Source organism: Roseateles sp. P5_E8, assembly GCF_054177665.1.
On record NZ_JBGCUM010000046.1, the window covers coordinates 1 to 24,769 of the forward strand.

16 protein-coding genes are annotated in these 24,769 nt (G+C 67.5%); 3 read left to right on the plus strand and 13 right to left on the minus strand.

The genetic code is table 11. The features are described from left to right. Nucleotides 1–415 precede the first annotated feature (415 nt). From ACXRVZ_RS21220 to ACXRVZ_RS21270, 11 genes are all read right to left on the minus strand, one after another. Nucleotides 416–1,369: an ABC transporter substrate-binding protein gene (locus tag ACXRVZ_RS21220; RefSeq protein WP_457424831.1), complete on the minus strand. Its 954-nt coding sequence runs from the start codon at nucleotides 1,367–1,369 to the stop codon at nucleotides 416–418. A 33-nt stretch (nucleotides 1,370–1,402) separates the two neighbouring features. Next, nucleotides 1,403–3,760, minus strand: a complete 2,358-nt coding sequence (locus ACXRVZ_RS21225; RefSeq protein WP_457424747.1) for a beta-L-arabinofuranosidase domain-containing protein — start codon at nucleotides 3,758–3,760, stop codon at nucleotides 1,403–1,405. Between the two features lie 2 nt (nucleotides 3,761–3,762). After that, the gene (locus tag ACXRVZ_RS21230) at nucleotides 3,763–5,277 is read right to left on the minus strand and encodes a glycoside hydrolase family 43 protein (protein WP_457424749.1); all 1,515 of its coding nucleotides are present in this window, start codon (nucleotides 5,275–5,277) and stop codon (nucleotides 3,763–3,765) included. 204 nt (nucleotides 5,278–5,481) lie between these two features. Continuing rightward, on the minus strand, nucleotides 5,482–7,023 hold the full coding sequence (locus ACXRVZ_RS21235; protein WP_457424751.1) for an alpha-N-arabinofuranosidase: 1,542 nt from the start codon (nucleotides 7,021–7,023) through the stop codon (nucleotides 5,482–5,484). A 40-nt stretch (nucleotides 7,024–7,063) separates the two neighbouring features. Continuing rightward, the gene (locus ACXRVZ_RS21240; RefSeq protein ID WP_457424753.1) at nucleotides 7,064–8,650 is read right to left on the minus strand and encodes an aldehyde dehydrogenase (NADP(+)); all 1,587 of its coding nucleotides are present in this window, start codon (nucleotides 8,648–8,650) and stop codon (nucleotides 7,064–7,066) included. 12 nt (nucleotides 8,651–8,662) lie between these two features. Then, nucleotides 8,663–10,417, minus strand: coding sequence for an IlvD/Edd family dehydratase (locus ACXRVZ_RS21245; protein ID WP_457424755.1), 1,755 nt, complete (start codon nucleotides 10,415–10,417; stop codon nucleotides 8,663–8,665). 158 nt (nucleotides 10,418–10,575) lie between these two features. After that, complete coding sequence (locus ACXRVZ_RS21250) at nucleotides 10,576–11,529, minus strand: glycoside hydrolase family 43 protein (RefSeq protein ID WP_457424757.1); 954 nt, start codon at nucleotides 11,527–11,529, stop codon at nucleotides 10,576–10,578. A gap of 349 nt (nucleotides 11,530–11,878) precedes the next feature. Continuing rightward, complete coding sequence (locus ACXRVZ_RS21255) at nucleotides 11,879–14,749, minus strand: TonB-dependent receptor (protein ID WP_457424759.1); 2,871 nt, start codon at nucleotides 14,747–14,749, stop codon at nucleotides 11,879–11,881. A gap of 334 nt (nucleotides 14,750–15,083) precedes the next feature. Then, nucleotides 15,084–16,334, minus strand: a complete 1,251-nt coding sequence (locus ACXRVZ_RS21260; RefSeq protein WP_457424761.1) for an AGE family epimerase/isomerase — start codon at nucleotides 16,332–16,334, stop codon at nucleotides 15,084–15,086. Beyond that, nucleotides 16,324–16,557: a DUF2805 domain-containing protein gene (locus ACXRVZ_RS21265; RefSeq protein WP_457424763.1), complete on the minus strand. Its 234-nt coding sequence runs from the start codon at nucleotides 16,555–16,557 to the stop codon at nucleotides 16,324–16,326. The genes ACXRVZ_RS21260 and ACXRVZ_RS21265 overlap by 11 nt, the downstream gene beginning before the upstream one ends. A 27-nt stretch (nucleotides 16,558–16,584) precedes the next feature. After that, nucleotides 16,585–16,980 carry a DUF2177 family protein gene (locus ACXRVZ_RS21270; protein ID WP_457424765.1) on the minus strand — a complete coding sequence of 132 codons (396 nt, stop codon included), beginning with the start codon at nucleotides 16,978–16,980 and terminating at the stop codon, nucleotides 16,585–16,587. 130 nt (nucleotides 16,981–17,110) lie between these two features. Here ACXRVZ_RS21270 and ACXRVZ_RS21275 point away from each other — a divergent pair, with 130 nt between their 5' ends. Together ACXRVZ_RS21275 and ACXRVZ_RS21280 are read left to right on the plus strand one after the other, a co-directional pair. Further along, nucleotides 17,111–17,911, plus strand: a complete 801-nt coding sequence (locus ACXRVZ_RS21275) for an esterase/lipase family protein (protein WP_457424767.1) — start codon at nucleotides 17,111–17,113, stop codon at nucleotides 17,909–17,911. After that, nucleotides 17,908–19,689, plus strand: a complete 1,782-nt coding sequence (locus ACXRVZ_RS21280) for a RecQ family ATP-dependent DNA helicase (protein WP_457424769.1) — start codon at nucleotides 17,908–17,910, stop codon at nucleotides 19,687–19,689. Before ACXRVZ_RS21275 ends, ACXRVZ_RS21280 begins: the two co-directional genes overlap by 4 nt. On the opposite strand, the gene ACXRVZ_RS21285 is transcribed toward ACXRVZ_RS21280, so the two are convergent. Next, a complete protein-coding gene (locus ACXRVZ_RS21285; RefSeq protein ID WP_457424771.1) occupies nucleotides 19,686–20,948 on the minus strand; it encodes an acyl-CoA dehydrogenase family protein in 1,263 nt (420 codons plus the stop codon). The genes ACXRVZ_RS21280 and ACXRVZ_RS21285 overlap by 4 nt on opposite strands. Before the next feature lie 156 nt (nucleotides 20,949–21,104). Between ACXRVZ_RS21285 and ACXRVZ_RS21290 the strand changes: the two genes are divergently transcribed. Then, complete coding sequence (locus ACXRVZ_RS21290) at nucleotides 21,105–22,631, plus strand: sensor domain-containing diguanylate cyclase (protein ID WP_457424773.1); 1,527 nt, start codon at nucleotides 21,105–21,107, stop codon at nucleotides 22,629–22,631. Here ACXRVZ_RS21290 and ACXRVZ_RS21295 read toward each other — a convergent pair. After that, nucleotides 22,620–24,641 carry a cation:proton antiporter domain-containing protein gene (locus ACXRVZ_RS21295; protein ID WP_458232801.1) on the minus strand — a complete coding sequence of 674 codons (2,022 nt, stop codon included), beginning with the start codon at nucleotides 24,639–24,641 and terminating at the stop codon, nucleotides 22,620–22,622. The genes ACXRVZ_RS21290 and ACXRVZ_RS21295 overlap by 12 nt on opposite strands. Between the last annotated feature and the right edge of the window lie 128 nt (nucleotides 24,642–24,769).

Below are 24,769 nucleotides of genomic sequence, written 5' to 3' on the forward strand. Positions count from 1 at the left end.
AGACAACCGTGCGGAGTCAGTTCTTGAAGTGCGCTTCGCGCACGCCCTCAAGCTCTTGCGCTGCTCGGCGGTGCTAAAGGGGGTAAGAGGAATACCTCGTGGCGAACGGCTTCCGGGCTTGGCTGTTGGCTGTTGGGTCCCTGGAGCCTCCCCTTCTAAACCGCCGAGAAGCGCAGAAGCCCGGGGCCCGAGCGAAGCGAGGTTCAAGCTCTGACTTCGCACCCCTTTGTTTGAACGCAGCGTAGCGAAGTGAGTTGGGTGCGGCCCTGGGCTTCGAGCATCGCAGGGCACCCCGACAGGGGCGGTTTTGCAGGGGAGAGCTTTTTGCTTACTTTTTGGCGGCGCAAAAAGTGAGTCGGCCGCCGGGACGAAATCCCGGCTGGGCCTTGGCATAAAGCAACCGCCCCGCATAGCGTCAGTACTTCCGATTCGGCAATTCCTTCGCCGCCACTTCAGCCGGGAACACACCCTCGGTGACCGTGATCCGCTTCTCAACAGGCTTCTTGGCCACGATGTCCTTCGCCAGCTGCATCAACTGCGGCCCCAGCAGCGGGTTGCACTCCACGGTCACGTTCAGCTTGCCGGCCTTCATCGCCTCGAAAGCGCCACGCACGCCGTCGATGGAGATGATGACGATGTCGACGCCCGGCTTCAGGCCGGCCTCTTCGATCGCCTGAATGGCGCCAATCGCCATGTCGTCGTTATGCGCGTACAGCACGTCGATCTTCTTGTCGCGCTGCTTCAGGAAGGACTCCATGACCTCCTTGCCCTTGGCGCGCGTGAACTCACCGGACTGCGAGCGGATGATCTGCAGCTTCGGATTCGTCTTGATGACTTCCTCGAAGCCCTTCTTGCGGTCAATCGCGGGCGCAGAGCCCACGGTGCCTTGCAGCTCGACGATGTTCAGCGCAGCACCAGGCGTCTTCGCCGCCCGCTCCAGCAGCCACTTCGCCGCCTTGCGGCCTTCCTCGACGAAGTCGGAGCCGATGAAGGTGACGTAGAGCGACGGGTCGGCGACCTTGACGGCGCGGTCGGTCAGGATGACGGGGATGCCGGCCGTCTTGGCTTCCTTCAGCACCGTGTCCCAGCCGCTTTCCACCACCGGCGAGAAGGCAATGACGTCGACCTTCTGGGCGATGTAGCTGCGGATGGCCTTGACCTGGTTCTCCTGCTTCTGCTGCGCGTCGGCGAACTTCAGCGTGATGCCGGCTTCCTTGGCCGCAGCCTTGATGGACGCGGAGTTGGCCGTGCGCCATTCGCTCTCGGCACCGACTTGCGAGAAGCCCATGACGAGGGGTGCGGCCAGGGCGCCAAAGGCGGGCAGCGACAGGGCTGCGGCAAGCAGCGTGCGGCGGGCAATGAGCTTCATCATTCGGTTGTCTCCGTGGGTGGGTTGGCTTGTCTAACGCAGTAAACGCAGGCCGTAAAGTCCGCCGGCGATGGAACCTGGCTTGGCGACGAACTTCACGTTGAGCTTTCCACCGGCGGCGCGAACCAGCTCGGCGGGCAGGGGGAACTCGCGCGTGTAGATCTCGTCCGCAGTGTCGGGCTTGCCCAGCTCAACTTCCGCGATGAGCTGGCCGTTGACAAGAAGGTCGAATCGCCGCCCGGCGTCGCCCTTGGCGAAGCTCAGGCGCAGGGCGCGGCCTTCGGCCTTGGGGTCGTTGAGGTCGTAGCTGAACCACTGCCTGGCATGACGCCAGCGGCCGGCCGGCGCGATGCCGTTCTCGGCGCCCTCGCCCTTGAAGCCGTGATCGGATTCGGGCTGCTGCTCGCCGGGCGCCACTTGGTCGATGGTCTGCGCGTCAAGTGCCAGGCGCGCCTCCTCGGCCTTGGCCAGCTCCACGCGCAGCAGACTCTGCTGGGCCGGCGTGGACCGCGCCCAATAGAGCATGTAGCGCGAGTCGTGCAGGCGGAAGAAGGGGATGAGCTGGAGCTTGTCCGCGTCCTTGCGGCCCTGGATGAGACCGGGCGCGGTGAAGGTCAGCGGCTGGCCGGGCACGGGCTTGAAGCGGCGGATGAAGTCAGCCTTGTCGCTCACGAAGACCGGCGCCGAGTCCTGCGGGCAGACGGCGCCCTGGGCAATGTGGCCCATGCGCGAGCCGTCAGCCTTGAAGTTCAGCGATTCGCCCGGCTGCGGCGTCTTGGCGGCCAGGGCGATGGGGCCATGCAGCACGGCCACGTAGTTCTTCAGGCCGGGCATGGGCTCCAGCGTCGTGCGCATGGGCAGCTCGACGTCGACATGGTCGCCCGCCTTCCAGTCGCGGCGCAGTTCGACATGGCCGCCGGGCTTGGCCGTCACCTTGACCGGCTTGCCGTTGAGCTTGAGCTTCAGCGCGCCGGGCGCGACCCAGCCGGGGTAGCGGACCTTCAGCGCGAAGCTGCCTGCGGTCTCCACCGTCAGCCGCGTACGCGACTCGTCGGGGAAGCGGGTGGACTGCGTCAGCTGGATGCCGCGCTCGCGCCAGTCCAGCTTCGACGCGATGAAGAGATTGACGTACAGCGAGTCGGCGTCGTGCGCGTAGATGAACTCGCCGTGGCGCGCATGGCTCTCGATGCCGGAGCCGACGCAGCACCACATGCCCTGGTCCACCTGCGAGTAGACGCGGTAGTGCTGCGGCCGCATCGGCGTGAAGTAGACGAAGCCGCCCTCGCCGGGGTGCTGGGACGCGAGGATGTGGTTGTAGAGGGTGCGCTCGAAGTAGTCCGTGTAGGCGCCCTGCTCCGGCTGGGCCTGCGCCAGCAGCGCGGTCAGCTTCAGCATGTTGTAGCTGTTGCAGGTCTCTGGGCCTTCCACCTCGTTCAACATCGGCCTGAAGTCGGTGTCGGGGTGGAAGTGCTCCTTGACGCTGTTGCCGCCGATGACCACGGTGCGCTTGTCCACCACCGTGCGCCAGAAAAACTCGGCGGCGCGGCGGCCCTCGTCCTCACCGGCGATCTGCGCGATGCGGGCGAAGCCGATGACCTTGGGGATCTGCGTGTTGGCGTGCAGGCCGGTCAGCTTGTCCTGCTCGGCCGCGAGCGGCTGCAGCACGGCCTGGTGCGAGAAGCGGCGCGCCAGCGCCAGGTAACGCAGGTCGCCGGTCATCTCGGCCACATCGGCCAGCACCTCGTTCATGCCGCCGTGCTCGGCACGCAGCATGTCCTGCATCTGCGCGTCCGTCAGCGGCGTCGTCAGGCGCAGCGCCCAGTCGCTCATGCGGATGAGCATGGCCTTGGCGTCGGCATTGCCGGCATGCACCCAGGCGTCGCGCAGGCCGGCAAACATCTTGTGGACGTTGTACCAGGGCACCCAGCGGCCGTTGACGGAGAAGCTGTCGACCTTGAGTTGGCCATTGCCCACTTCAGCCCAGGCCTTGGCGCCGTCGGGGACGCCGCCGATGTAGCCGCTGCCAAGCTTGTCCTGGCAGCGCTTGAGTTCGGCAATGACGTAGTCCAGCCGCTTCTTCGCCTCCGGGTCGCCGGTGGAGGCCACCATCAGCGCCAGCGCCGACACGTAGTGGCCGCCCATGTGGCCGTCCAGCCCGCTGGACTCCCAGTTGCCGTAGCTGGGCGTGGGTACGGGCAGGCCGGCCTCGCGGCGGAAGGGCGCGAGCAGGCGCTCGGCGTCCAGCGCCATCAGGTAGCGCAGGTCGGTGGTCTGCGCTTCCAGGAAAGGGCCGTCCTGAAGACGGACCCGATCCAGCGGAAAGGCCTGCGTCACTGCGAGCGCGCTGTGCGTGCACAGCGCGATGGCTACGGCGGCGAGCAGGCGCTTCATCGTCAGCTGCTCAGACGAATGGCCCACAGCGACACGCCGCCGGACGACAGCGCGCTGAAGCTCACGACGAACGCGCTGGAGTTCGTGTTCCATTGTCGGGACAGTACGCCCTTGTAGGTCACGCCGCCGCTCACCACGGTGACTTTGTTGCTGCCGTTGTGCGTCCAGGTGCCCGTCATGCCACCCGTGCCACCGACGGTGCCGTCGGTGTTCAGCGTCACGACGATGGAGGCCTTGGCCGCCGCCGCGATGTCCTTGGCGTGGTTGACGAGCTTGTAGGTACCGGCCGCCTGGGCCGCGGTGACGTCGGCCGTCTGCGCGGGGCTGGCCAGGCTCAGTGGCGCATAACGCAGCGGTGCGATGACCAGCCAGTTGTCGTCGTTCAGGTGCATCTCATGCACGCGGATCTCATGGGCCTCACCGCTGCCGGGGAAGCGCGTGTGGAAGACGATGAAGTACTTGCCCGTGGCCGCGTCGTAGTAGGCCGAGTTGTGGCCCGGGGACACATAGCCCAGTGCCGTGCCGGTTTCGAAGCTCGCATTGGTGAACTGGTGGCCACCCATCAGCTTCATGCCGTGAAGCGTGATGCTTACGTCGTCGAAGACCGTGCCGGGGGCGCCCTTGACGGTGTCCATGTCCTTGCCTGCGCCGTCCAGGTAGGGACCGTCCGGAGACAGCGAACGCGCCACGCGCACGTTGTAGCCGCCGTCTGATGCCAGCCCGCCGAAGGAGGTGAACAGGTAGTAGTACTTGCTCGTCGGGCTGTAGAGGATGTAGGCGCCTTCGATGCGCGCATGGTTGCCGCCCATCAGGTGCTTGCCGTAGCCCTGGCCGGCGATGGGCAGCCCCGTCGCGGTGTTGAGCTGCATGATGAAGATGCCGCCCGAGTAGGAGCCGTAGACCATCCACAGCTTGCCCGTCGCGTCGAAGAAGACCGAGGGGTCGACGACGTTGGGGTGCTTGGTGGCGTCGTAGTTGCTGCCGTCTTCGGACGTGCCCACCATGCCGGACTTCAGCAGCAGCTGCTTGTTGGCGTAGGGGCCGTCGATCTTGTCGGCCACGGCGATGCCCAGCGCCGACAGTGGCGAGTCGCCCTTGCAGGCGCAGTAGTACATGTAGAACTTGCCGTCGGCCAGCTTGATGACGTCGGGCGCCCAGAGCGTGTCCGTCTTCGCCCAGGTGAGCGCGGCGGACAGGTCGGTCGTGACCTTGGTGAACAGCGGGTTCGCGTCGTTGACCGTGTCGGCGATCTTGGTCCAGTTCATCAGGTCCGTCGTCTTGGCGGCGGCGAGGTGGGAACCGAACACGTAGTAGGTGCTGCCGTCCCTGACGATGGACGGGTCATGGACCGACGCGTTGCCGAAGGTCAGCGCGGTCTGGACGGGGTTGGGGTTGACGGGCGTCGGCTCCACCGGCGTGGGGGTGACCGTGCCCCCGCCACCACCACCACCGCCGCAGGCGGTCAGGGCGAAGGCGGTAGAGCCCGCAAGGAAGCTGCGTCGGTTCTGGAAGGCCATGATGTGTTTGTCTCCGGGTCTGTTGGTTCTGGCCGGCGCAGCCTAGGAGGCTCGGCGGTGGCGCACCAATGACATTGCAGACGCGGTTGATGCTCGTTTTGATATGCCGTGTGCGAGCCACGGAGACAGCGCAAGGCCTGGGCAAGCAGCATGGCGGGCCCAGGGTTGTGATTCAGCGAGAAGGCCTTCGCGGCGCGGGGGCGATCAGCCCTCGACGGCGACGACGATGACGGACTTGGCCGGCAGCTTCAGCGTCAGCTTGCCGTCGGCGGCCTGGGCTTCGAACGCCACGGGCACGACTTGCGCCGGCTTGCCGAGCTCGTTCTGCGAGTCCATCGCACCGGCCGTCAGCAACTTGCCCTTGACGGCCTTGGGTGCTGCCGAGCCCACCTGCAGCGTCAGCTCGGCGGCCTGCGTGGCGTTGGAGTTGACGAGGCCGATGTAGAGCTTGCCGTCCTTGCCGCGTGCGGCGGTGGCGGAGAGCGTCGGCATCGAGAACTTGTCGACCTTGTAGACCGGGTTGTTCTCGATGGTGGCGGGCAGCGAGGTCGCGTCCTGGAAGGGCGTGTACATCGCGAACGCGTGGTAGGTCGGCGTCAGGACGAGCTTGTCCTTGCTGGTCAGGATCATGGCCTGCAGCACGTTGACCATCTGGGCGACGTTGGTCATGTGCACGCGGTCGGCATGGGCGTGGAAGACGTTGAAGTGCAGGGCGGCCAGCAGCGCGTCACGCAGCGTGTTGCGCTGCACGAGGAAGCCGGGGTTGCTGCCGGGATCAGGGTCGTACCAGCTGCCCCACTCGTCGAAGTAGAAACCGATCTTCTTGCTCGGGTCGTTCTTGTCGAGGACAGCCTTGTTCACCTTGATCATGGTCTCGATCTGCTGGACGTTGCCCAGCGTCGAGACCCATTCGCTCTCCGGGAAGCCCACCGCCGCGCCCTTCTTCTCCCAGTTGCTGGTGGGCAGCGTGTAGGCGTGGTGGGAAATGGCATTGACGCTGTGCACGCCCTTGCTCAGGGCTTCCGTCCACTCCGTCTGCATGCCGTTGCCACCGCTGGCGATGAAGATGGGGCGGTTGTTGTCCGGCGTCTTCAGGAAGGTCGCGACCTGGCGATACTGATCAGCGTAGTACTCGGGGCGCATATTGCCGCCGCAGCCCCAGGCCTCGTTGCCGACGGCGAAGTAGTGCACGCGGAAGGGCTTGTCGCGGCCGTTCTTGCGGCGCTGCTCGGCCAGCGTGGACTTGCCGGTGGACGTCATGTACTCCAGCCACTCGGCCATTTCCTGGGCGGTGCCGGTGCCGAGGTTGCCGTTCACGTAGGCCTCGGCGCCGAGCTGTTCGACGAGGTCGAAGAACTCGTGCGTGCCGACGGCGTTGTCCTCGGGCACACCGCCCCAGGTGGTGTTGACCTTGACCGGGCGCTTGTTGCGCGGGCCGATGCCTTCACGCCAGTGGTATTCATCGGCGAAGCAGCCGCCGGGCCAGCGCACCAGCGGCACCTTCAGCTCCTTGAGCGCGCCGACGACGTCCTTGCGCCAGCCGCGCACGTTGGGGATCTTGCTGTCGGGGCCGACCCACATGCCTTCATAGATGCCGGTGCCGAGATGCTCGGCGAACTGGCCATAGATGTTGCGGTGGATGACGGGGCCGGGCTGGTCGGCCTTGACGACCAGCTTGATGTCGGCGGCCAGCGCGCTTGCGCCCACCGCCAGCATGGCCACGAGGGCCAGCAGTTGCTTCTTCATCGGTTTGTCTCCTTCGTTGTTCTGTTAGGCCTGACGCGTCTTAGTTGCGCGTCAATGCGCCGTCGCGGCGGCGCCAGACGCCGCGCTCGTTGGGTTCGCGCAGCACTGCGGGCAGCAGCGCGCGTGGCAGGTTCTGGTAGCAGACAGGGCGCAGGAAGCGCTGGATGGCGGCCGTGCCGACCGAGCTGCTGCGGCCATCCGACGTGGCCGGGAAGGGCCCGCCGTGGACCATGGCCGTCGACACCTCGACGCCGGTGGGGTAGCCGTTGGCCAGGATGCGGCCGACCTTGCGCTCCAGCGCGGGCAGCAGGGTGCGGGCGGCAGCGAGGTCGCTCTCGTCGTCGTCCTGCAATTGCAGCGTGGCGGTCAGCTGGCCTTCCAGGCCCTCGATGACGGCGAGCAGCTCGACGAGGTCGGTGCAGGCGATCAGCAGCGAGGCCGGGCCGAAGATCTCGGACTGCATGGCGTGGTTGGCCAGGAAGGCCGCACCGGTCGTCTTGAACAGGCTGGGCGCGCCTTGGCAGCCGGTGGACTCACCGCGCAGCAGCGTGGCGACTTCGGGCTGGCCGGCGAGCTGGTCTTCACCGCGCTGGTAGGCGCCGGCGATGCCGGGGGTCAGCATGGTGGCGGCCGGCACGGGCTTGAGGGCCTCGGCGGCAGCAGTGGCGAAGCGGTCGAAGTCGGCGCCGGCAATGCCCAGCACCAGGCCGGGGTTGGTGCAGAACTGGCCGACGCCCATCACCAGCGAACCGGCGAAGCCGGTGGCGATCTCAGCGCCACGCTTGGCCAGTGCAGCCGGCAGCAGGACGACGGGGTTGATGCTGCTCATCTCGGCGTACACCGGGATGGGCTGCGGGCGCGCGGCGGCGGCCGCCATCAGCGCGATGCCGCCACTGCGCGAGCCGGTGAAGCCGACGGCCTGGATGGCCGGGTGGCGCACCAGCGTGTCGCCGATGCCATGGCCGCTGCCGGTCAGCAGCGCGAACACGCCGGCCGGCAGGTTTGACAGCTTGACAGCTTCGACGACGGCGCGGCCGACGAGTTCCGACGTGCCGGGGTGGGCCGAGTGCGCCTTGACGACGACGGGGCAGCCGGCGGCCAGCGCCGCGGCGGTGTCGCCACCGGCGACCGAGAAGGCGAGCGGGAAGTTGCTGGCGCCGAACACGGCCACCGGGCCGACGCCGACGAAGCGCAGGCGCAGGTCCGGCCGGGGCGGCGTGCGCGTGGGCAGGGCGGTGTCGATGCGGGCGTCCTGCCAGCTGCCTTCGCGCAGCAGCTCGGCGAACAGCTTGAGCTGGTTCATCGTGCGGCCACGCTCGCCTTCCAGGCGGGCTCGCGGCAGGCCGGTCTCGGCCATGGCGCGGACGATGAGGTCATCGCCCAACGCCAGGATCTGCGCGGCGATCTGCTCCAGGAAGTCGGCACGATCCTGGTCGCTGGTGGCGCGGTAGGCGTCGAAGGCGGCACCGGCGAGGGCGCAGGCTTCGGACACCTGGGCCGCGTCAACGGCGTTGAAGTCGGGGGCCAGGGCTTCGTTCTTGCTCGGGTCGAAAGCCTGGAAGGCCTTGCCGACGCCGCGCACCGGCTGGCCGCCGATCAGGGCCAGGCCTTGGATGGTGTTGCTCATGGGAAGAAATCCTTAATGGGAGTGGCGCGGGACGGCCGAGCCGCGCTTGCCGCGCAGGAAGTCGAAGTCGCAGCCTTCGTCGGCTTGCAGCACGTGCTGCACATAGAGCTGGCGGTAGCCGCTGGCGTCCTGCGGGTCGACGGTCTGGGCGGCGGCCCAGGCGGCCAGGCGCTGTTCCAGCTCGGCGTCGGTGATGTCCAGGTGCAGGCGGCCGGCGGCGCAGTCCAGCTCGATGAAGTCGCCTTCCTGCACGACGGCCAGCGGCCCGCCGGCGCGCGCCTCGGGCGCCACATGCAGCACGACGGTGCCGTAGGCGGTGCCGCTCATGCGGGCGTCGGAGATGCGCACCATGTCCTTCACGCCGGCGGCGAGCAGCTTGGGCGGCAGGCCCATGTTGCCGACCTCGGCCATGCCGGGGTAGCCCTTGGGGCCGCAGTTCTTCATGACCAGGATGGACGTCGCGTCGACGACCAGGTCGGGGTCGACGATGCGGGCCTTGTAGTCCTCGAAATGCTCGAAGACGACGGCGCGACCGCGGTGCTTCATCAGCTCGGGCGTGGCCGCCGAGGGCTTGAGCACGGCGCCGCGCGGCGCCAGGTTGCCGCGCAGGATGCAGATGCCGCCGTCGGCGATCAGCGGGTTGTCCAGCTGGCGGATGACTTCGTCGTCGTAGATGGGTGCGTCGACAACGTTCTCCCACAGCGTCTTGCCATTGACGGTCAGCGCGCCGGGGTTGGGCAGCAGGCCGCCCTCGCCCAGGCGGCGCAGCACGGCGGGCAGGCCACCGGCGTAATAGAACTCTTCCATCAGGAAGCGGCCCGAGGGCAGCAGGTCCACGACGGTGGGCGTGCCGCGGCCGATGCGGGTCCAGTCTTCCAGCTCCAGGTCCACGCCGATGCGGCCGGCGATGGCCTTCAGGTGGATGACGGCGTTGGTCGAGCCGCCGATGGCGGCGTTGACGCGGATGGCGTTCTCGAACGCTTCCTTGGTGAGCACCTTGGACAGCGTCAGCTCTTCCCACACCATCTCGACGATGCGCATGCCGGACAGATGGGCCAGCACATAACGGCGCGCATCAACGGCAGGAATCGCGGCGTTGTGCGGCAGCGAGGTGCCGAGCGCCTCGGCCATGCAGGCCATCGTGGAGGCGGTGCCCATGGTGTTGCAGGTGCCGGCGGAGCGCGAGTGGCCGGCCTCGGCGGCCATGAAGTCGTGCATGCTGAGTTCGCCGGCCTTGACCTGCTCGTGCAGCTGCCACACGGCCGTGCCCGAGCCGATGTTCTTGCCATTGAGCTTGCCGTTCAGCATCGGGCCGCCGGTGACGACGATGGCCGGCACGTCGACGCTGGCCGCGCCCATCAACAAAGCAGGCGTGGTCTTGTCGCAGCCCACCAGCAGCACGACGGCATCCATCGGATTGCCGCGGATGCTTTCCTCGACGTCCATGCTCGCCAGGTTGCGCGTCAGCATGGCCGTGGGGCGCAGGTTGCTCTCGCCGCTGGAGAACACCGGGAACTCGACCGGCCAGCCACCTGCTTCGATGATGCCGCGCTTGACGTGCTCGGCCAGCTTGCGGAAGTGGGCGTTGCAGGGCGTCAGCTCGCTCCAGGTATTGCAGATGCCGATGATGGGCTTGCCGTTGAACTCATGGTCCGGGATGCCCTGGTTCTTCATCCAGGAGCGGTACATGAAACCGTTCTTGTCCTGGGTGCCAAACCATTCGGCCGAGCGCAGCTTGACCTTGCTCTTCTTGTCCTCAGTCGTCATGTCTTTGTCTCTAAGGTGTCGTTCTGGCGGCACGCAGGCTAGCCGTTGGCAGGGCGGATGGCGCGGTTAAGCCGCAACTTGCCCTTTAAAACGATGCTAGGGGCCGGGGGAATTGCAATCCAATCAATTTCCACGGTGTACCGATGTTGTTTTGGATATCAGTCAGCGCGCGAGGGCTTGCCGAAGAGGGGCATGCCGCCCGCACTCCAGCGCAGCGGCTTCACGAACGTGTGGCGGTCGGGGTTCCACAGCGGGTCGCCTTCGATCTCGGTGTAGGTGCGGGCGTGATAGACCAGCAGCACCTCGTCCGGGCTCTCGCCGACGGTGAAGCTGTTGTGCCCCGGGCCGAAGACGCTGTCCTCTGCCGCGCTGCGCATCACCGGCTCGGCCGACTTGTGCCAGCTGGCCGGGTTCAGCAGGTCCGCGCCCTCGTCGGCCCACAGCAGGCCCATGGCGTAGTTCTCGTCCGTCGCGCTGGCCGAGTAGCTGATGAAGACGCGGCCATGGCGTTGCAGCACCGACGGCCCCTCGTTGACGAGAAAGCCGCGGCATTCCCAGTCGAACTCGGGCTTGCTGAGCAGGACCGGCGCGCTGGCCAACTGCCAGGGCGTCTTCATAGTCGCGATGTAGAGGTTGGAGTTGCCGGCAATCGCCGGATCCTTCTGCGCCCACAGGTAGTACAGCTGGCCGCGATGCGTGAAGGTCGTCGCGTCCAGGCAGAAGCTGTCGATGCCGGAATCGACCTGGCCGAGGAATTCCCATTCGCCGCCCAGCGGGTCTTTCGCCTCGTTGCGAATGGCGTACATCCGGTGCTGGAACATGCCTTGATGGTCCAGCGCGCGGGTGTGAGCGGCAGCGAAGTAGACATACCAGGCGCCGTCGTTGAAATGCAGCTCCGGCGCCCAGATCAGTTCGGACCACGGCCCCGTGTCCGGCTTGTGCCAGACGTCGAAGACCGGCGCATTCACCAGGCCTTCGATGGTCAGCGCGCGCCGCACCTCGATGCGGTCGTACTGCGGCACCGAGGCGGTGAAGTAGTAATGGCCGTCGGCATGGCGGCTGATGTGAGGGTCGGCGCGCTGGCGGATCAGCGGCTGGATCAAGTTGGACATGCGTACTGCTTGTTCTTCGATTGGACTGACGCAGAGATCAGCGGGCGAGGGGTTCCGCTCGTGTCCCCCGGTCCGCTGCGCGGCCCTCCTCCTTTACCTCGCTGCACCCCTCACCCACTGCTCTCTGCCGGCCACATCGGGCTTGTTCGACGAGGAGGACCGCGCAGCGGTCCGGGGGACTGAGCCCGGACACAAACAGTCCTGAGGACTGTTTGTGCCTGGCGAAGGATCAGGCCTCTGGCCTGAGCAACGAGCGGAGCAGGGCGCGCAGGCGGCCCGATCAGCGAACAAAGAGGAAAGGGCGCTGCCCAAATCGCGGCAGCGCCCTCATTCAACGCCAGAGGCTGAATTACATCTTCCAGCGGAAACCGACCGAGAACGCACGTCCAATCTGGACCGTACCGAAATTGGTCAACTCGGGGGTGCCCGCGTCGCCGAAGTGGTAGTACTGCTGCTGCATTTCGTTGGTCAGGTTGACGCCGCTGAAATCGAACGCCATGCGGTCGTTGATGTTGTAGGTCAGCTGGAAGTCCACGCTCTTTTCCGGCTGGCGCCAGATGCCGATCGGGTTGGCGAACAGCGCAGCTTCGTTGCCGGCCAGGAAGGCGTTGCGGCGGACGTAGGACAGGCGTGCGCCGATCGGGCCCTTCTCGTACGCCAGGGTGGCGTTCCACGACAGCTTGGACACGCCGAAGAACGGCCCCTCGAGCTGCGACGTGATCTGGCCGGCGTTGTCGGCGATCGGCACGTTCTGCGACGAGGTCAGGCGCGTCACGCTGCCCTGGAAGCCCAGGCCGTCCAGCAAGCTCGGCAGGCCCTTCGGGAAGTAGATCGCGCCAAGTTCCAGGCCGCTGATCTTGCCGTTGGAGGCATTGACCGGCGAGCTGATGACGTAGTCATAGCCGTTGGCGTGGCTGAGGCCCGAGGTGGAGTTGCGGAACGGATCGTTGGCTGCATCCAGGTGGATGCGGCGGCGCAGCGGCACAACCAGGCCCTCGATCTTGCGTTGGAACACGGTGCCGTACAGCGCGCTGTCCTTCTGGAAATACCACTCGCCCGTCAGGTCAAGGTTCTTGGAGCGGGTCGGTTCCAGGCCAGGATTGCCGCCGCTACCGCCGCCATAGCCCACCTTCGAAACGTCGTCGCTGGGCTGAATGATGGGATTCAGATCGCCGAAGTTCGGACGGCGCAGCGTTTCACCGTAGTTGAAGCGCAGCAGGACGTCCTTGGCCGCCTCGTAACGCAGCGTCAAGCTGGGCAGGAACTTCTTGGCCGTCTTCTCGCCGTCCGTCGGCGTCACCACCTTGGTGGTGGCATCGACCTTGTAAGCGGTCATGCTGGTATCGACCTGCACGTAGCGCACGCCGAAATTGGCACGCAGGCGGCTGCCGAACAACGTGTGCTCGGTATCCGCCATCAGGAACAGATTGGTGGTGTCTTCCTTGACCTGGAAGGTCTTTTGCAGACTCAGCTTGTCGGTCGTCAGGAAATTGGCATCGGCCGCCTTGTACGTCGCGCGCCACTGGTCGATGTTGTCCCGGATGTAGTAAGCATTCGGCTCGATCCAGGAGCGCGGAACATCCGAGATGTCCGAGCCGAAATTCGAGTTCACGTGGAAGTAGTTGGCGCCCAGCGTCGCCAGGTTCTTGCCCAGGAAGGCCGATTGCGTCCGGTTGGCTTCCGAGGCCTTGCGGCTGTCGAAGCGCGCGCCGAAATGCAGCGTCTTCAACGGACCCCAATCGGCGTCGTAGGCGCCGTTCAGGCTGGCGGTTGCGGCGCTGCCCTCGTTGCGGTTGGCGTTGTCATAGAACTGCGCCACGTTCCACTTGGTGGGGTCCACCAGGTCGGCGTTGTTGTTGAACTTGAAGGCCATGTTGCCGCCGCCCGAATTGAAGTCGACGTTGATCGACGGTGCAACGCGGTCAATGCGGGTGGCGGTGAACTCCGAGTGGTACTTGCTGGTCTGGTACGACACATCACCGTCCAGCCGCAGCCGGTCGCCGACATTCCATTTGCCGTTCAGTGCATACACAAACGAATCGGTGGCCGAGGTGGTGTAGTCGCCGCTGTTGAAGCCGTAAACATCATTCACGGTCCGCGTCTTGATGACGTTCGTTCCCGGGAATGTGGTGATCGTCCCTGCGGGGTTGCTGCCGAGACTGCCCCACCAGTCCACAAAGCTGAACAGCAGCTTGTTGAAGGTCTTGTCGCGATAGCCGTTGTACATCGCCTCGAACGTGTAGACGGCGTCGTCGTTCGGCTTCCATTGCAGCGCGACGTTGGCGGCCGGGCGCTCGCGCTGGCCTTCGACGTCGCTCTGGAAGACGGCGTCACGCGCCAGGTAGTACGGCTTGGCCGTGCCGCCGAAATTCAGCGTCGAACCCGCCTTCTGCGACAAGCCGGTATAGGTGCCAGGCGCCCAGACGTTGTTGTCGAAGATGCGCTGCAACGGGGTATAGCCTGCCGGAACTTCAGCGGCATTGGGGCTGGTGAACGGCACCATGGCCCCCGGCGTCACGCTTTCGTTGCGGTAGTCCGTCTTGACCATCGACAGATTGACCAGCGCACCGAATTCACCGGCATCGGTTTGCCAGCGGTTGCTGGCCATGCCGCTCAGCTGCGGATTCGCCTTTTTCGCAGGGTCGAGATAGGTTTCGCGCGCCAACAGCGAGAACTTCGAGCCCTTGAAATCGAACGGGCGCAGTGATTTGACGTCGATCTGACCGGCGATGCCGTTTTCCAGCTGGCTGGCGTCGCGCGTCTTGAAGACGTCGATCTGGCGAACCAGGGTCGACGGAATGTCCTGAAGCGCCACCTGCGTGCCGGAGGCGGTAAAGATATTGCGGCCGTTCCAGGTGGTGGCAATGTCGGGCAGACCGCGGATGGAGATGGTGCCAACTTCGCCGCCAGCGCGGTTGGTGACCTGGATACCGGTCACGCGCTGCAGCGCTTCGACGACGTTGTTGTCGGGCAGCTTGCCGATGTCTTCGGCGACGACCGACTCCACGACCTGGTCGTTGGTGCGCTTGTTCGCCAGGCTCTTGGTCAGGGATGCCCTGACGCCGGTGACGACCACCGTTTCCAGCGTCTCACCCTTGGCGGCTTCCTGGGCCAGGGCGCCGGTGGACATCGCGGCCAGTGCAGCGGCGGCGGTCAGGCTGAGGGCAAAGCGGGTGGATTGGGCGCGCGCACGCTGCGCCGCCAGGGCTGGTTTATTCATGTTGTCTCCGGGATCGTTGTATGGGAGCGGCCAACCTCTTCAGCCTTCAGCGCCTCTGTAGCGGGCCTGTATGGCTGGGGTCTAAATTGATGCTATGGGGCCGACCGATTCGCGACTAATCACATTTTTGGATTTCTCGATGTCGCTTTGCGCATCGCAGATCCGGGAAAGCCCGAGAACTTCCCAGGCCGTACCCAGGAAGTAACCGTCACAACTGACGACGCACACGCCCGGCCCATCGCGCCGCTGTAGACGCCAAGCAACAGTCGCCGAGCTGTCTGCGGCACCGACGAGCCCGCGCGGCGCGCGTGGCTGGATCAGCTGATGGCGCCCTTCAGGGAGGTTTTGGACCGGCGCCGCTGAGCTGCAGCGCCGCGCGGTGCAGCGACACCATGTGGTACGGGTCGGGCTGCTCGTCCTTGCAGCCGCCACTCTTGCAGGGCAGCGCGTAGGCGGCGCGCCAGCCGCCCTGCTCGGCGTCGGCGAGCTGGTCGCGCACGAGCGCTTGCGTCTGTTCGTAGCGGCGCCACAAGTCGCTGCGGCCGCTTGCGTTGGCGGTGACGAGCAGCGCGTGCAGGCATTCGGCCTGCTGCCACCAGCCCTTGCTCACGTCGGTCTTGGCGCCGTCCGGGAAGGCGCGCTGGCCGCAGCCGCCATCGTTGTTGTCATAGCCGGCGCTCAGTGCGTAGGCCAGCACGCGCTCGGCCACCTGGGCGTAGACCGGCGAGATGGCCGCGCCCGTCGTCAGCAGATGGCTCCACTCGAACTGATGGCCGAGGTCGATGTAGCCGCCGGCGGCCTTGGTGGCCAGCGGCTGCCAGGCCTCGTCGTACCACTCGGGGATGCGTGCGCCGCCGTCGGCCTGGCCCTGCAGCAGCTGGTAGCAGACGAAGTCGCCCAGCCGCCGCGCACCCGCCTGCACGCCCTTGTCGTCGGTGGCTTCATGCAGGGCGAGCAAAGCCTCGAACATGTGCATGACCGGGTTCTGCGTGCGCCCGCCGGCCATGGGCTTGAAGTCGCGCCCGCACTCGTTGACGAGGCCCCCGCGCGCGTCGAAAAAACCGGCCTGGATGGCGCCCCAGGCCTTGAGCGCCGCGTCGCGGTGGCGCGTGTCCTGGCCGGCGCGGTAGAGCTGGGCCAGCGCCAGCAGCACGAAGGCATGGCCGTAGGCGCGCTTGATGCCGGCGCGCGGGCTGCCGTCGGGTGCCACGGTGTGGAAGAAGCCACCATGCAGCGGGTCGGCAAAGCGCTCCAGCAGGAAGTCGGCGCCGCGCCGGGCGGCGTCGAGGTAGCGGGCGTCCTGCGTGGCTTCAAAGCCGGCCGCGAAGGCGTAGACCAAGCGGGCCTGGCCGGTCAGTTCCAGCTCCGGTTGAGGCTGGGCCTGCCAGGCGCGGTTGAACGCCGTCTGGAAGCCACCTCCCGGCATTGGCGCCTTTGCCAGCCAGCGCTGCAGCAGGCCGTTTAGATCGGCGCGGTGCCAGGCGGCGTCGATGCGGCTGCGGGAGCGCGCGTCGGGGTCGCCGCAGGCCGCCAGCGCCGCCGGCCACGCCAGCACGGCGCGGCGACGCAAGCCGTCAACGCCCATGCGGCCAGGTTGCCTTGGCCACCGGCCCCTTGGCCTGCTTGCCGCGTGCGGACCAGAGCTTGTAGGCAGTGGGCGTCAGCTGGCGCTTGAGCAGGGCCACCAGCTCGCCATGGCCGATGCCGTGCTCGCGCAGCACCTTGCCATAGGGCGGCATGTCGTCCCAGGCGGTGGCGATGACGCGCTTGATGTCTTCGGGGCTGAGTCGGGGTGCTGTCTTGGCCATAGCCCCGATTGTCGATGTTTGTCGTGCTCAGTTGAATCGTTGCGCGACCCAGGCCGCAGCCGCGCCGGCCGCCGTGCTCGCGAACACGCCCCAGGCCGTGTCCGCCAGCACCAGCTTCAGCGGCCATTGGCGCAGCGTGGCCGCGTTGGTGAGGTCGTAGACGCCGTAAGCCACCAACCCCACCAGCGCCGCGCGCGCGACCTGCATGCCGAAGGACTGGCCCGCCGGGAACAGCGCCAGGGCCACCAGCGCGGCCGGGTAGGCCAGGTAGAAGACCAGGGCCGGCGCCCAGCGGATCTGCTCGACCATCTGCGCGCCGATCTGCTGGCGGTAGAAGTCCTTGGCGATCAGGCCCAGCCAGAGCGCGTCCAGTACACCCATGACGATCAGGGCGGCGAGATAGGGCTTGAGGGCGGCGTTCATGGAACCGGAGTGTGCATGGCCTCGCCGCCGTTCGTCCTACAACGGCTGTGGCGCCGCGCTGGCAAGGCGCCCCGGGCGACGGCCCCAGCATCAAGGCACCGAAAACCCACTCGGCTCAGCCGCGATGGCCATGACCTCCTCCGCACTGCCCCTGACTGCCAAGACCGCCGCTTCTGCCCTGTTACCGGGCGCTACTGCTGCGCCGACGCCGCACCGGCGACCGTCGCTGTCGCTGCTGGCCACCGAGCCGGCGCGCGCCACGCTGGAGGCTTGTGCGGCGCTGAACCACTGGCGCAAAGCCCCCGAGGACGTCGGCCAGGGCCACACGGTGATGCTGTTCCCCGGCCTGGGCACCGACGGCCTGACGATGTGGCCGCTGCGCCGCCATCTGGAGCGCGCGGGCTTTCGGGTGCTGGACTGGGGCCAGGGCATGAACACCGGCCCCAAGGGCGACGTCGACACCTGGCTGGACCGCCTGGCCGAGGCCGTGCACGAGCGCATCGCGCCGGCCACCCACGCAAGCTTGGTGGGCTGGAGTCTGGGCGGCTTCTACGCCCGCGAGCTGGCCAAGCGCCTGCCCGAGCGCGTGCCCCATGTCATCACCATCGGCACGCCCTTCAACGGCGGCCCGGACGACACGCATGTGGGGTGGCTGTTCCGCCTGCTGAACGGCCGCCGCGCGCAGGAGCACGACGCACTGCGCGAGCGCCTGGCCGAGCCGCCGCCGGTGCCGACGGTCTCGCTCTACAGCCGCCGCGATGGCGTCGTCGCCTGGGAGGCCTGCGTGCATGCGCGCAGCTGGCCGCTGGCGCGCGACATCGAGGTGCAGGCCAGCCACATGGGCATGGGCTGGGCGCCCGAGGTGCTGACCCGCGTGACCCGCGTGCTGGCCTGCCGCCGCGAAGCCACCGCCACCACCGCCACCGCATGACCACCGCCGTGATGACCTCCCCCGGGCGTGTGGCCTACCAGCGCAGCGGCCCGCGCGAGGACTCGCCGGCGCCCACGCCGCCGCCCGAGAAGCTGCCGCCGCGCGAGCCCGTCGTGCCGGCCAAGCTGCGCAGCACGCTGAAGCGCGTCTTCGGCCTGCGCGCATTGCGGCCGGGACAGGCCGAAGTCATCGCGCGCGTGCTGGCCGGGCAGAACACGCTGGCCGTCATGCCCACCGGCGCCGGCAAGTCGCTGTGCTACCAGCTGCCCGCCGTGCTGAGCGAAGCGATCACGGTTGTCATCTCACCGCTCATCGCGTTGATGAAGGACCAGTGCGACGCCCTCAACGAGCGCGGCGTGGCCGCAGTGCAGCTGCACTCGGGGCTGGATGCCAATCGCCGCCTGGCGGGCGAGGCGCTGCTGACGCGCGGCGCCGTGCGCGTGGTGTTCACCACGCCCGAGCGCCTGGCCGACCCGCGCACTCGCGGCCTGCTGCAGGAGCAGCGCGTGGGCCTGCTGGTGGTGGACGAGGCGCACTGCATCTCGCAATGGGGCCACGATTTCCGCCCCGCCTTCAGCGCGATTCGCGACGCCCGCCGCGCGCTGGGCCGCCCGCCCGTGCTGGCGCTGACGGCGACGGCCTCCGCGCCCGTGCAGCGCGAGATTGCCGCGCTGCTGGACATCCCGCGCGACGGCATCCTCAGCCACGGTGTGTACCGGCCCAACCTGAACCTGGCCGTGGAGCTGCCGCAGACGGAAAAAGAGCGCCGCGAGTTCATCCTGCGGCGCCTGAAGAACCTTGAAGGCAACGCCATCGTCTACTGCGCCACCGTGCGCGAGGCGACGGCCCTGTACCGCCAACTGCGCGAGGCCGAGCTGCCTGCCGGGCTCTATCACGGCAAGCTGCCAGCGAAGGAACGCACGGCCACCCAGGAGGCCTTCATGCGTGACGACACACGCATCATGGTCGCCACCAACGCCTTCGGCATGGGCATAGACAAGCCCGACATCCGCCTCGTGCTGCATGCGCAGATGCCGGCCACCATCGAGGCCTATGTGCAGGAATGTGGCCGCGCCGGCCGCGACGGCGAGCCGGCCGACTGCGTGCTGATGTTCCGCGAGGGCGACCGCGCGCTGCAGCAGTTCTTCGCCGGCGGCCACACGCCCAGCCGCGAGGAGCTGAGCGGCGTCTGGCGCGCCTTGGCCAGCCACACGCCGCAGGGCGGCTGGCTGCCCGCGGCGCTGGCTGAAATGGTCAGGATGCCGCAGCGCCGGCTGGACCAGGTGCTGGCCGCATTGCGCTCCGTGCGGGCCGTACGCGCGGTGGGTGGCAGCGAGGCCGACGGCCTGCGCGCGTCCACGCGGCGCGAAGCGGCCGACGTGATCGACGCCGCACAAGCCGCCGCCGAGCAGCGCCAGCAGAACGACCGCGACGGTCTCTCGGCCATGGTGCTCTATGCCAAGGCCGGCAGCTGCCGCTGGGCCGGCGTGCTGGCGCACTTTGGCGAGTCGCTGGACGACGGCGCCGCGCGCTGCGGGCATTGCGACAGCTGCGCGCGCTTCGAGAAGCTGTTGGCGACCGAGCGGTCAGCACCCGAAGTGGAGGATGCCGCCGCCACGCCAGACGCATCGTTCAAGCCGGGTCAGCGCGTGCGCGTGCGCCGCTTCGGCTGGGGTGAAGTGCAAGCCTGTACCGCCGATGCCGTGCGCATCTCCTTCCCGCGCCACGGCCAGCGCGACATCCACCCGGACTTCGTCTTGGCGACCGCCAGAGGCTAGCCTCCGCGCGTCACCGGCATCTGCACCTCGCCACCTGGCAACTTCATGTGGCTGGCCAGCTCCAGCTTGGCCAGCGAGTTGCGGTGCACCTCGTCCGGGCCGTCGGCCAACCTCAATGTGCGCTGGTGAGCCCACATCATGGCCAGCGGTGTGTCCTGCGACACGCCTGCGCCGCCGAACACCTGGATGGCCCAGTCGATGACCTGCAGCGCCATGTTGGGCGCGACGATCTTGATCATCGCGATCTCGGCCTTGGCGACCTTGTTGCCCACGGTGTCCATCATGTGGGCGGCGCGCAGCGTCAGCAGGCGGGCCTGGTCGATCATGCAGCGCGACTCGGCGATGCGCTCCTGCGTAACGGTCTGCTGGGCAATGGTCTTGCCGAAGGCCGTGCGCGCGATGGCGCGTTCGCACATCAGCTGCAGCGCGCGCTCGGCCGCGCCGATGCTGCGCATGCAGTGGTGAATGCGGCCCGGGCCGAGCCGGCCCTGCGCGATCTCGAAGCCGCGGCCTTCGCCGAGCAGGATGTTGGCCGCCGGCACGCGCACGTTCTTCAGCTCGACTTCCATGTGGCCATGCGGTGCGTCGTCATAGCCGAACACGGACAGCGGGCGCAGCACGGTGATGCCGGGCGTGTCGGCCGGCACAACGATCATGGACTGCTGCTCGTGGCGGCCGGCCTCGGTGTTGGTCTTGCCCATGACGATGTAGACGGCGCAGCGCGGGTCGCCGGCGCCACTGCTCCACCACTTGCGGCCGTTGATGACGTAGTCGTCACCGTCGCGTTCGATGCGGCATTCAATGTTGGTGGCGTCGCTGGACGCCACGGCCGGCTCGGTCATCAGGAAGGCCGAGCGGATCTCGCCGCGCAGCAGCGGCTCCAGCCACTTGTCCTTCAGGCTCTCTGACGCATAGCGCTCCAGCGTCTCCATGTTGCCGGTGTCCGGCGCCGAGCAGTTGAAGACCTCGGGCGCCCAGAACACACGGCCCATGACCTCGCACATGGGGGCGTATTCGAGGTTGGACAGGCCCTCCGGCGCACGGTTGGATTTGGGCAGGAAGAGGTTCCAGAGCCCGGCCGCGCGGGCCTTGGGTTTCAGCTCCTCGATGACCTTCGTCGCCAGCCAGGGGTTGCCGGCGCGGCGGTTGGCTTCGATCTCTTCGAGGTAGCGGCGCTCGTTGGGGTAGATGTGCTCATCGAAGAAGGCGAGCAGGCGCTCGCGCATCTGCGCGACCTTGGGGCTGTAGTCGAAGTTCATGCGCGGCTTTCCAGTGCGGGTGGCGGCAGTTTGGCCCAGCCACGCCGTGGCGCTTGTCACGCAGGCGGCATCGAGTCTCCGGCGAGACCTGCCGCTGGCTACCCGCCGGCCCAGGGCGCTGCTACGCTCCCACGCTGCCCTAACCCCAGATCCGACGTGATAGCTGCCACCCTAGCGCGCGCACTGCTGTTGGCCTTGCCGGCCCTGGCAGTGGCCTGCGCCTGCGTCGTTCTGCAGGCTTCCGCCGCCGCCACGGCGGTGGCCGTCGGCCTGGCGGCGTATCTGCCCGCCGCTGTCGGCTTCCTGCTCGGCCGCCGCCAACGCCACGCCATGGAGCGGCGCGCCAATGACCTGGTCGAGGCCCTCATCGACGCCATCCCTGACCCGATCTACATCAAGCGGCGCGGTGGCCGCTATGTGATGGTCAACGAGGCGTTTGCGCGCTATCACGGCGTCAGCCGTCAGGACGTGCTGAGCGGCCGGCTCGAAGACCGGGCGAGCAACCGCGCCAATCACGAGGTGTCGCTGCGCGAAGACGAGCAGATCCTGGCCGGTGCCGAGTTGACCAAGGAGGAGCACACCATCCGGCGCCACACGGGCGAAGAAGTCTTTCGCATCATCAGCAAGCACCGCAGCGTGGACATGGCCGGCGAGCCCGTCGTCGTGGGCATCGACCACCACATCACCAAATGGCGAGTCGCCGAGCGCGAGCTCACGCAGGCGCTGGAACGCGAGGTCGAGCAGCGCGTGCGGACGGAGCGCTTCGTGCAGGACCTCATCGACCTGCTGCCCGATGCCATCCACATCAAGGATGCCAGCAGCCGCCTGGTGATGGTGAACGCGGCGGCGGCCCGCATCCGCCAGATGACCAAGGAACAACTCGTCGGCCTGAACGGCCGCGACCTGGCGCCGCGCGCCGAGGTGGGTGAACTGTCCATGACCGAGGACGCCCTCGTGCTGGCCGGCGAGGAGATCGTCAAGGAAGAGGCCGGCGTGCTGCCGGTGACCGGCGAGGAGTGCCATCGCATCGTCGTCAAGCGGCGCTGCATCAACGCGGACGGCAACCCGATGGTGGTCTCCATCCAGCACTACGTGACCGAGTGGCGGCTGGCCGAGCGCGAGCTGCGCCGGCTGGCGCAGGAGGACGTGCTGACGGGCATTGCCAACCGCCGCTACTTCAGCACCGAGGCCGAGCGCGCCATGCACGCCATCGAGCGCCACGATCAGCCGCTGTCCCTGCTGCTGCTGGACCTGGATCACTTCAAGGACATCAACGACGAGTACGGCCACAACGTCGGCGACGAGGTGCTGGCCGAATTGGTGAGGCGGCTGCTGGAGGTGCTGCGCAAGTCCGACCTCCCAGGGCGCTGGGGTGGCGAGGAGTTCATCGCGCTGCTGCACAGCGATGCCGAGGCGGCGACGGCCGTGGCCGAGCGCGTGCGCCTGGCGGTGGCCGGCACGCCCTTCGCCACATCGCATGGCCCGGTGGCGGTCACGCTCAGCGGCGGCTGCGCCAGCTACCGGCATGGCGACAGCCTGTCCCGGCTGGTCGGCCGGGCCGACAAGGCCCTCTACGCCGCCAAGCACGGCGGCCGCAACCGCATCATGGATGCATCGGACCAGCCCGACACCATGCCCGCCTCCCTGAGTGGCGAGCTGGATGCCCCAGCCTCAGCCGGCTAGCAGCTTCTCTTCGGCCAGCGCCAGCGCGGCCGGCGTGCCGCTGATGACCAGGGTGTCGCCGCCGCTCAGCGTGGCGCCGTCCACCAGCAGGCCCTTGCCATTGGCCCGCCGCAGCGACACGACGGCCACGCCCACGGCGTGCAGGGCCAGCTCGTCCAGCGGCCGGCCGGCATGCACAGATGCCGTGGGCAGCGTGACCGAGCTCAGCCGCGCCTGATCGACTTCGTCGCCCGTGTCGTCGTCGGCGCCGTGGAAATAGCCGCGCAGCAGGCCGTAGCGCTTATCGCGCGCGTCACGGGTGATGCGGATGACACGGCGCATCGGCACACCCACCAGCGCCAATGCGTGCGAAGCCAGCATGAGACTGCCCTCGATGGCCTCGGGCACGACCTCGGTGGCGCCCGCCGCGCGGAGCTTTTCGAGGTCGGTGTCATCGATGGTGCGCACGACGACGGGCACCTGCGGCGCATGGGTCTGCACGAGGTGGAGGATCTTCAGCGCCGAAGGGGTGTCGTGATAGCTGACGACCACGGCGCTGGCCCGCGCCAGGCCGGCGGCCATCAGGCTCTGCACCTTGGCCGCATCGCCGAAGACGACGCTCTGGCCGGCCGCCGCCGCCTGGCGCACGCGGTCGGGGTCCAGGTCCAGCGCCATATAGGGGATGTGCTCGCCCTCCAGCAGTCGTGCCAGGTTTTGCCCCGAGCGGCCGTAGCCGGCAATGATGACGTGGGCCTCGGCCTTGATGCTTTTCTTGGCAATGCTGGTCAGCTGCACGGACTGCATCAGCCAGTCGCTGCTGGACAGCTTCATGACGATGCGGTTGCTGTACATGATGATGAAGGGCGTCAGCAGCATGGACAGCACCATGCTGGCCAGCACCGGGCTGACCCATTCGGCGGCGACGAGCCTGTGCTGCTCGCCCAGCGTCAGCAGCACAAAGCCGAACTCGCCGGCCTGGGCGAGATACAGGCCCGTGCGCAGCGCCACGCCCGGCGGCGACCTGAACAGCCGCGCCAGCCCGGCGATGAGCGCGAACTTGGTGATGACGGGCAAGGCAGTCAGCAGCAGGACCAGCCACCAGTGGTCCACCAGCGGCCGCCAGTCCAGCTTCATGCCGATGGTGATGAAGAACAGGCCCAGCAGCACGTCATGGAAGGGCCGGATGTCGGTCTCCACCTGGTGCTTGTATTCGGTCTCGGAGATGAGCATTCCGGCCACGAAGGCACCCAGCGCCAGGCTCAGGCCGGCGTGCTCGGTCATCCAGGCCAGGCCCAGCGTGACGAGCAGCAGGTTGAGCATGAAGAGCTCGTCGCTCTTGCGCCGCGCCACCAGCGTCAGCCACCAGCGCATCAGCTTCTGGCCGCCGTAGAACAGCAGGCCCAGCAGCACCGCCGCCTTCAACCCGGCCCAGGCCAGCGCCTCGGCCATCTCGCCACCGCTGCTGTTCAGCGCCGGAATCAGCACCAGCAGCAACACGACGGCCAGGTCCTGGAACAGCAGCACGCCCATGACCAGCTTGCCGTGCGGGCTTTCCAGCTCCAGCCGTTCGGCCATCAGCTTGACGACGATAGCCGTCGAGCTCATCGCCATCGCCGCACCCAGCACCAAGGCACCTTGCCAGCGCAGATCCCAGGCCTGGCTCAGTAACGCCAGGCCAGTCATCAACATCATGTTGCCGACCAGGGCCCCGGCGATGGTCAATCCCACCTGCGCCAGCCCCAGGCCAAATACCGCCGTGCGCATGGTGCGCAGCTTGGGCAGGTTGAACTCCAGCCCGATGGCGAACATCAGGAAGACGACGCCGAACTCCGCCAGGTACTGGATGCTGGCCGAGTCATGCGCGAAGGCCAGCGCGTTCGGCCCGATGAGCACGCCGACGGCCAGGTAGCCCAGCATGGGCGGCAGCTTCAGGAAGCGGCAGACGACAACGCCGAACACGGCGGCGACGAGGTAGAGGAGGGCGAGGTCCAGAGAGGTCACGGGCGACGATGGTAGGGCCGCGCCGTTCATTCGCAGGCGTTGTCCAGATCCGGCAGGACGATGTGGCGAGAATGCCGGCCACAAATCAACAACGGGCGGGGAGATCGCAGTGAGGAATCTGGGTGCTTGGGGACAGGTAATGGCTTGCGTGGCAGCGT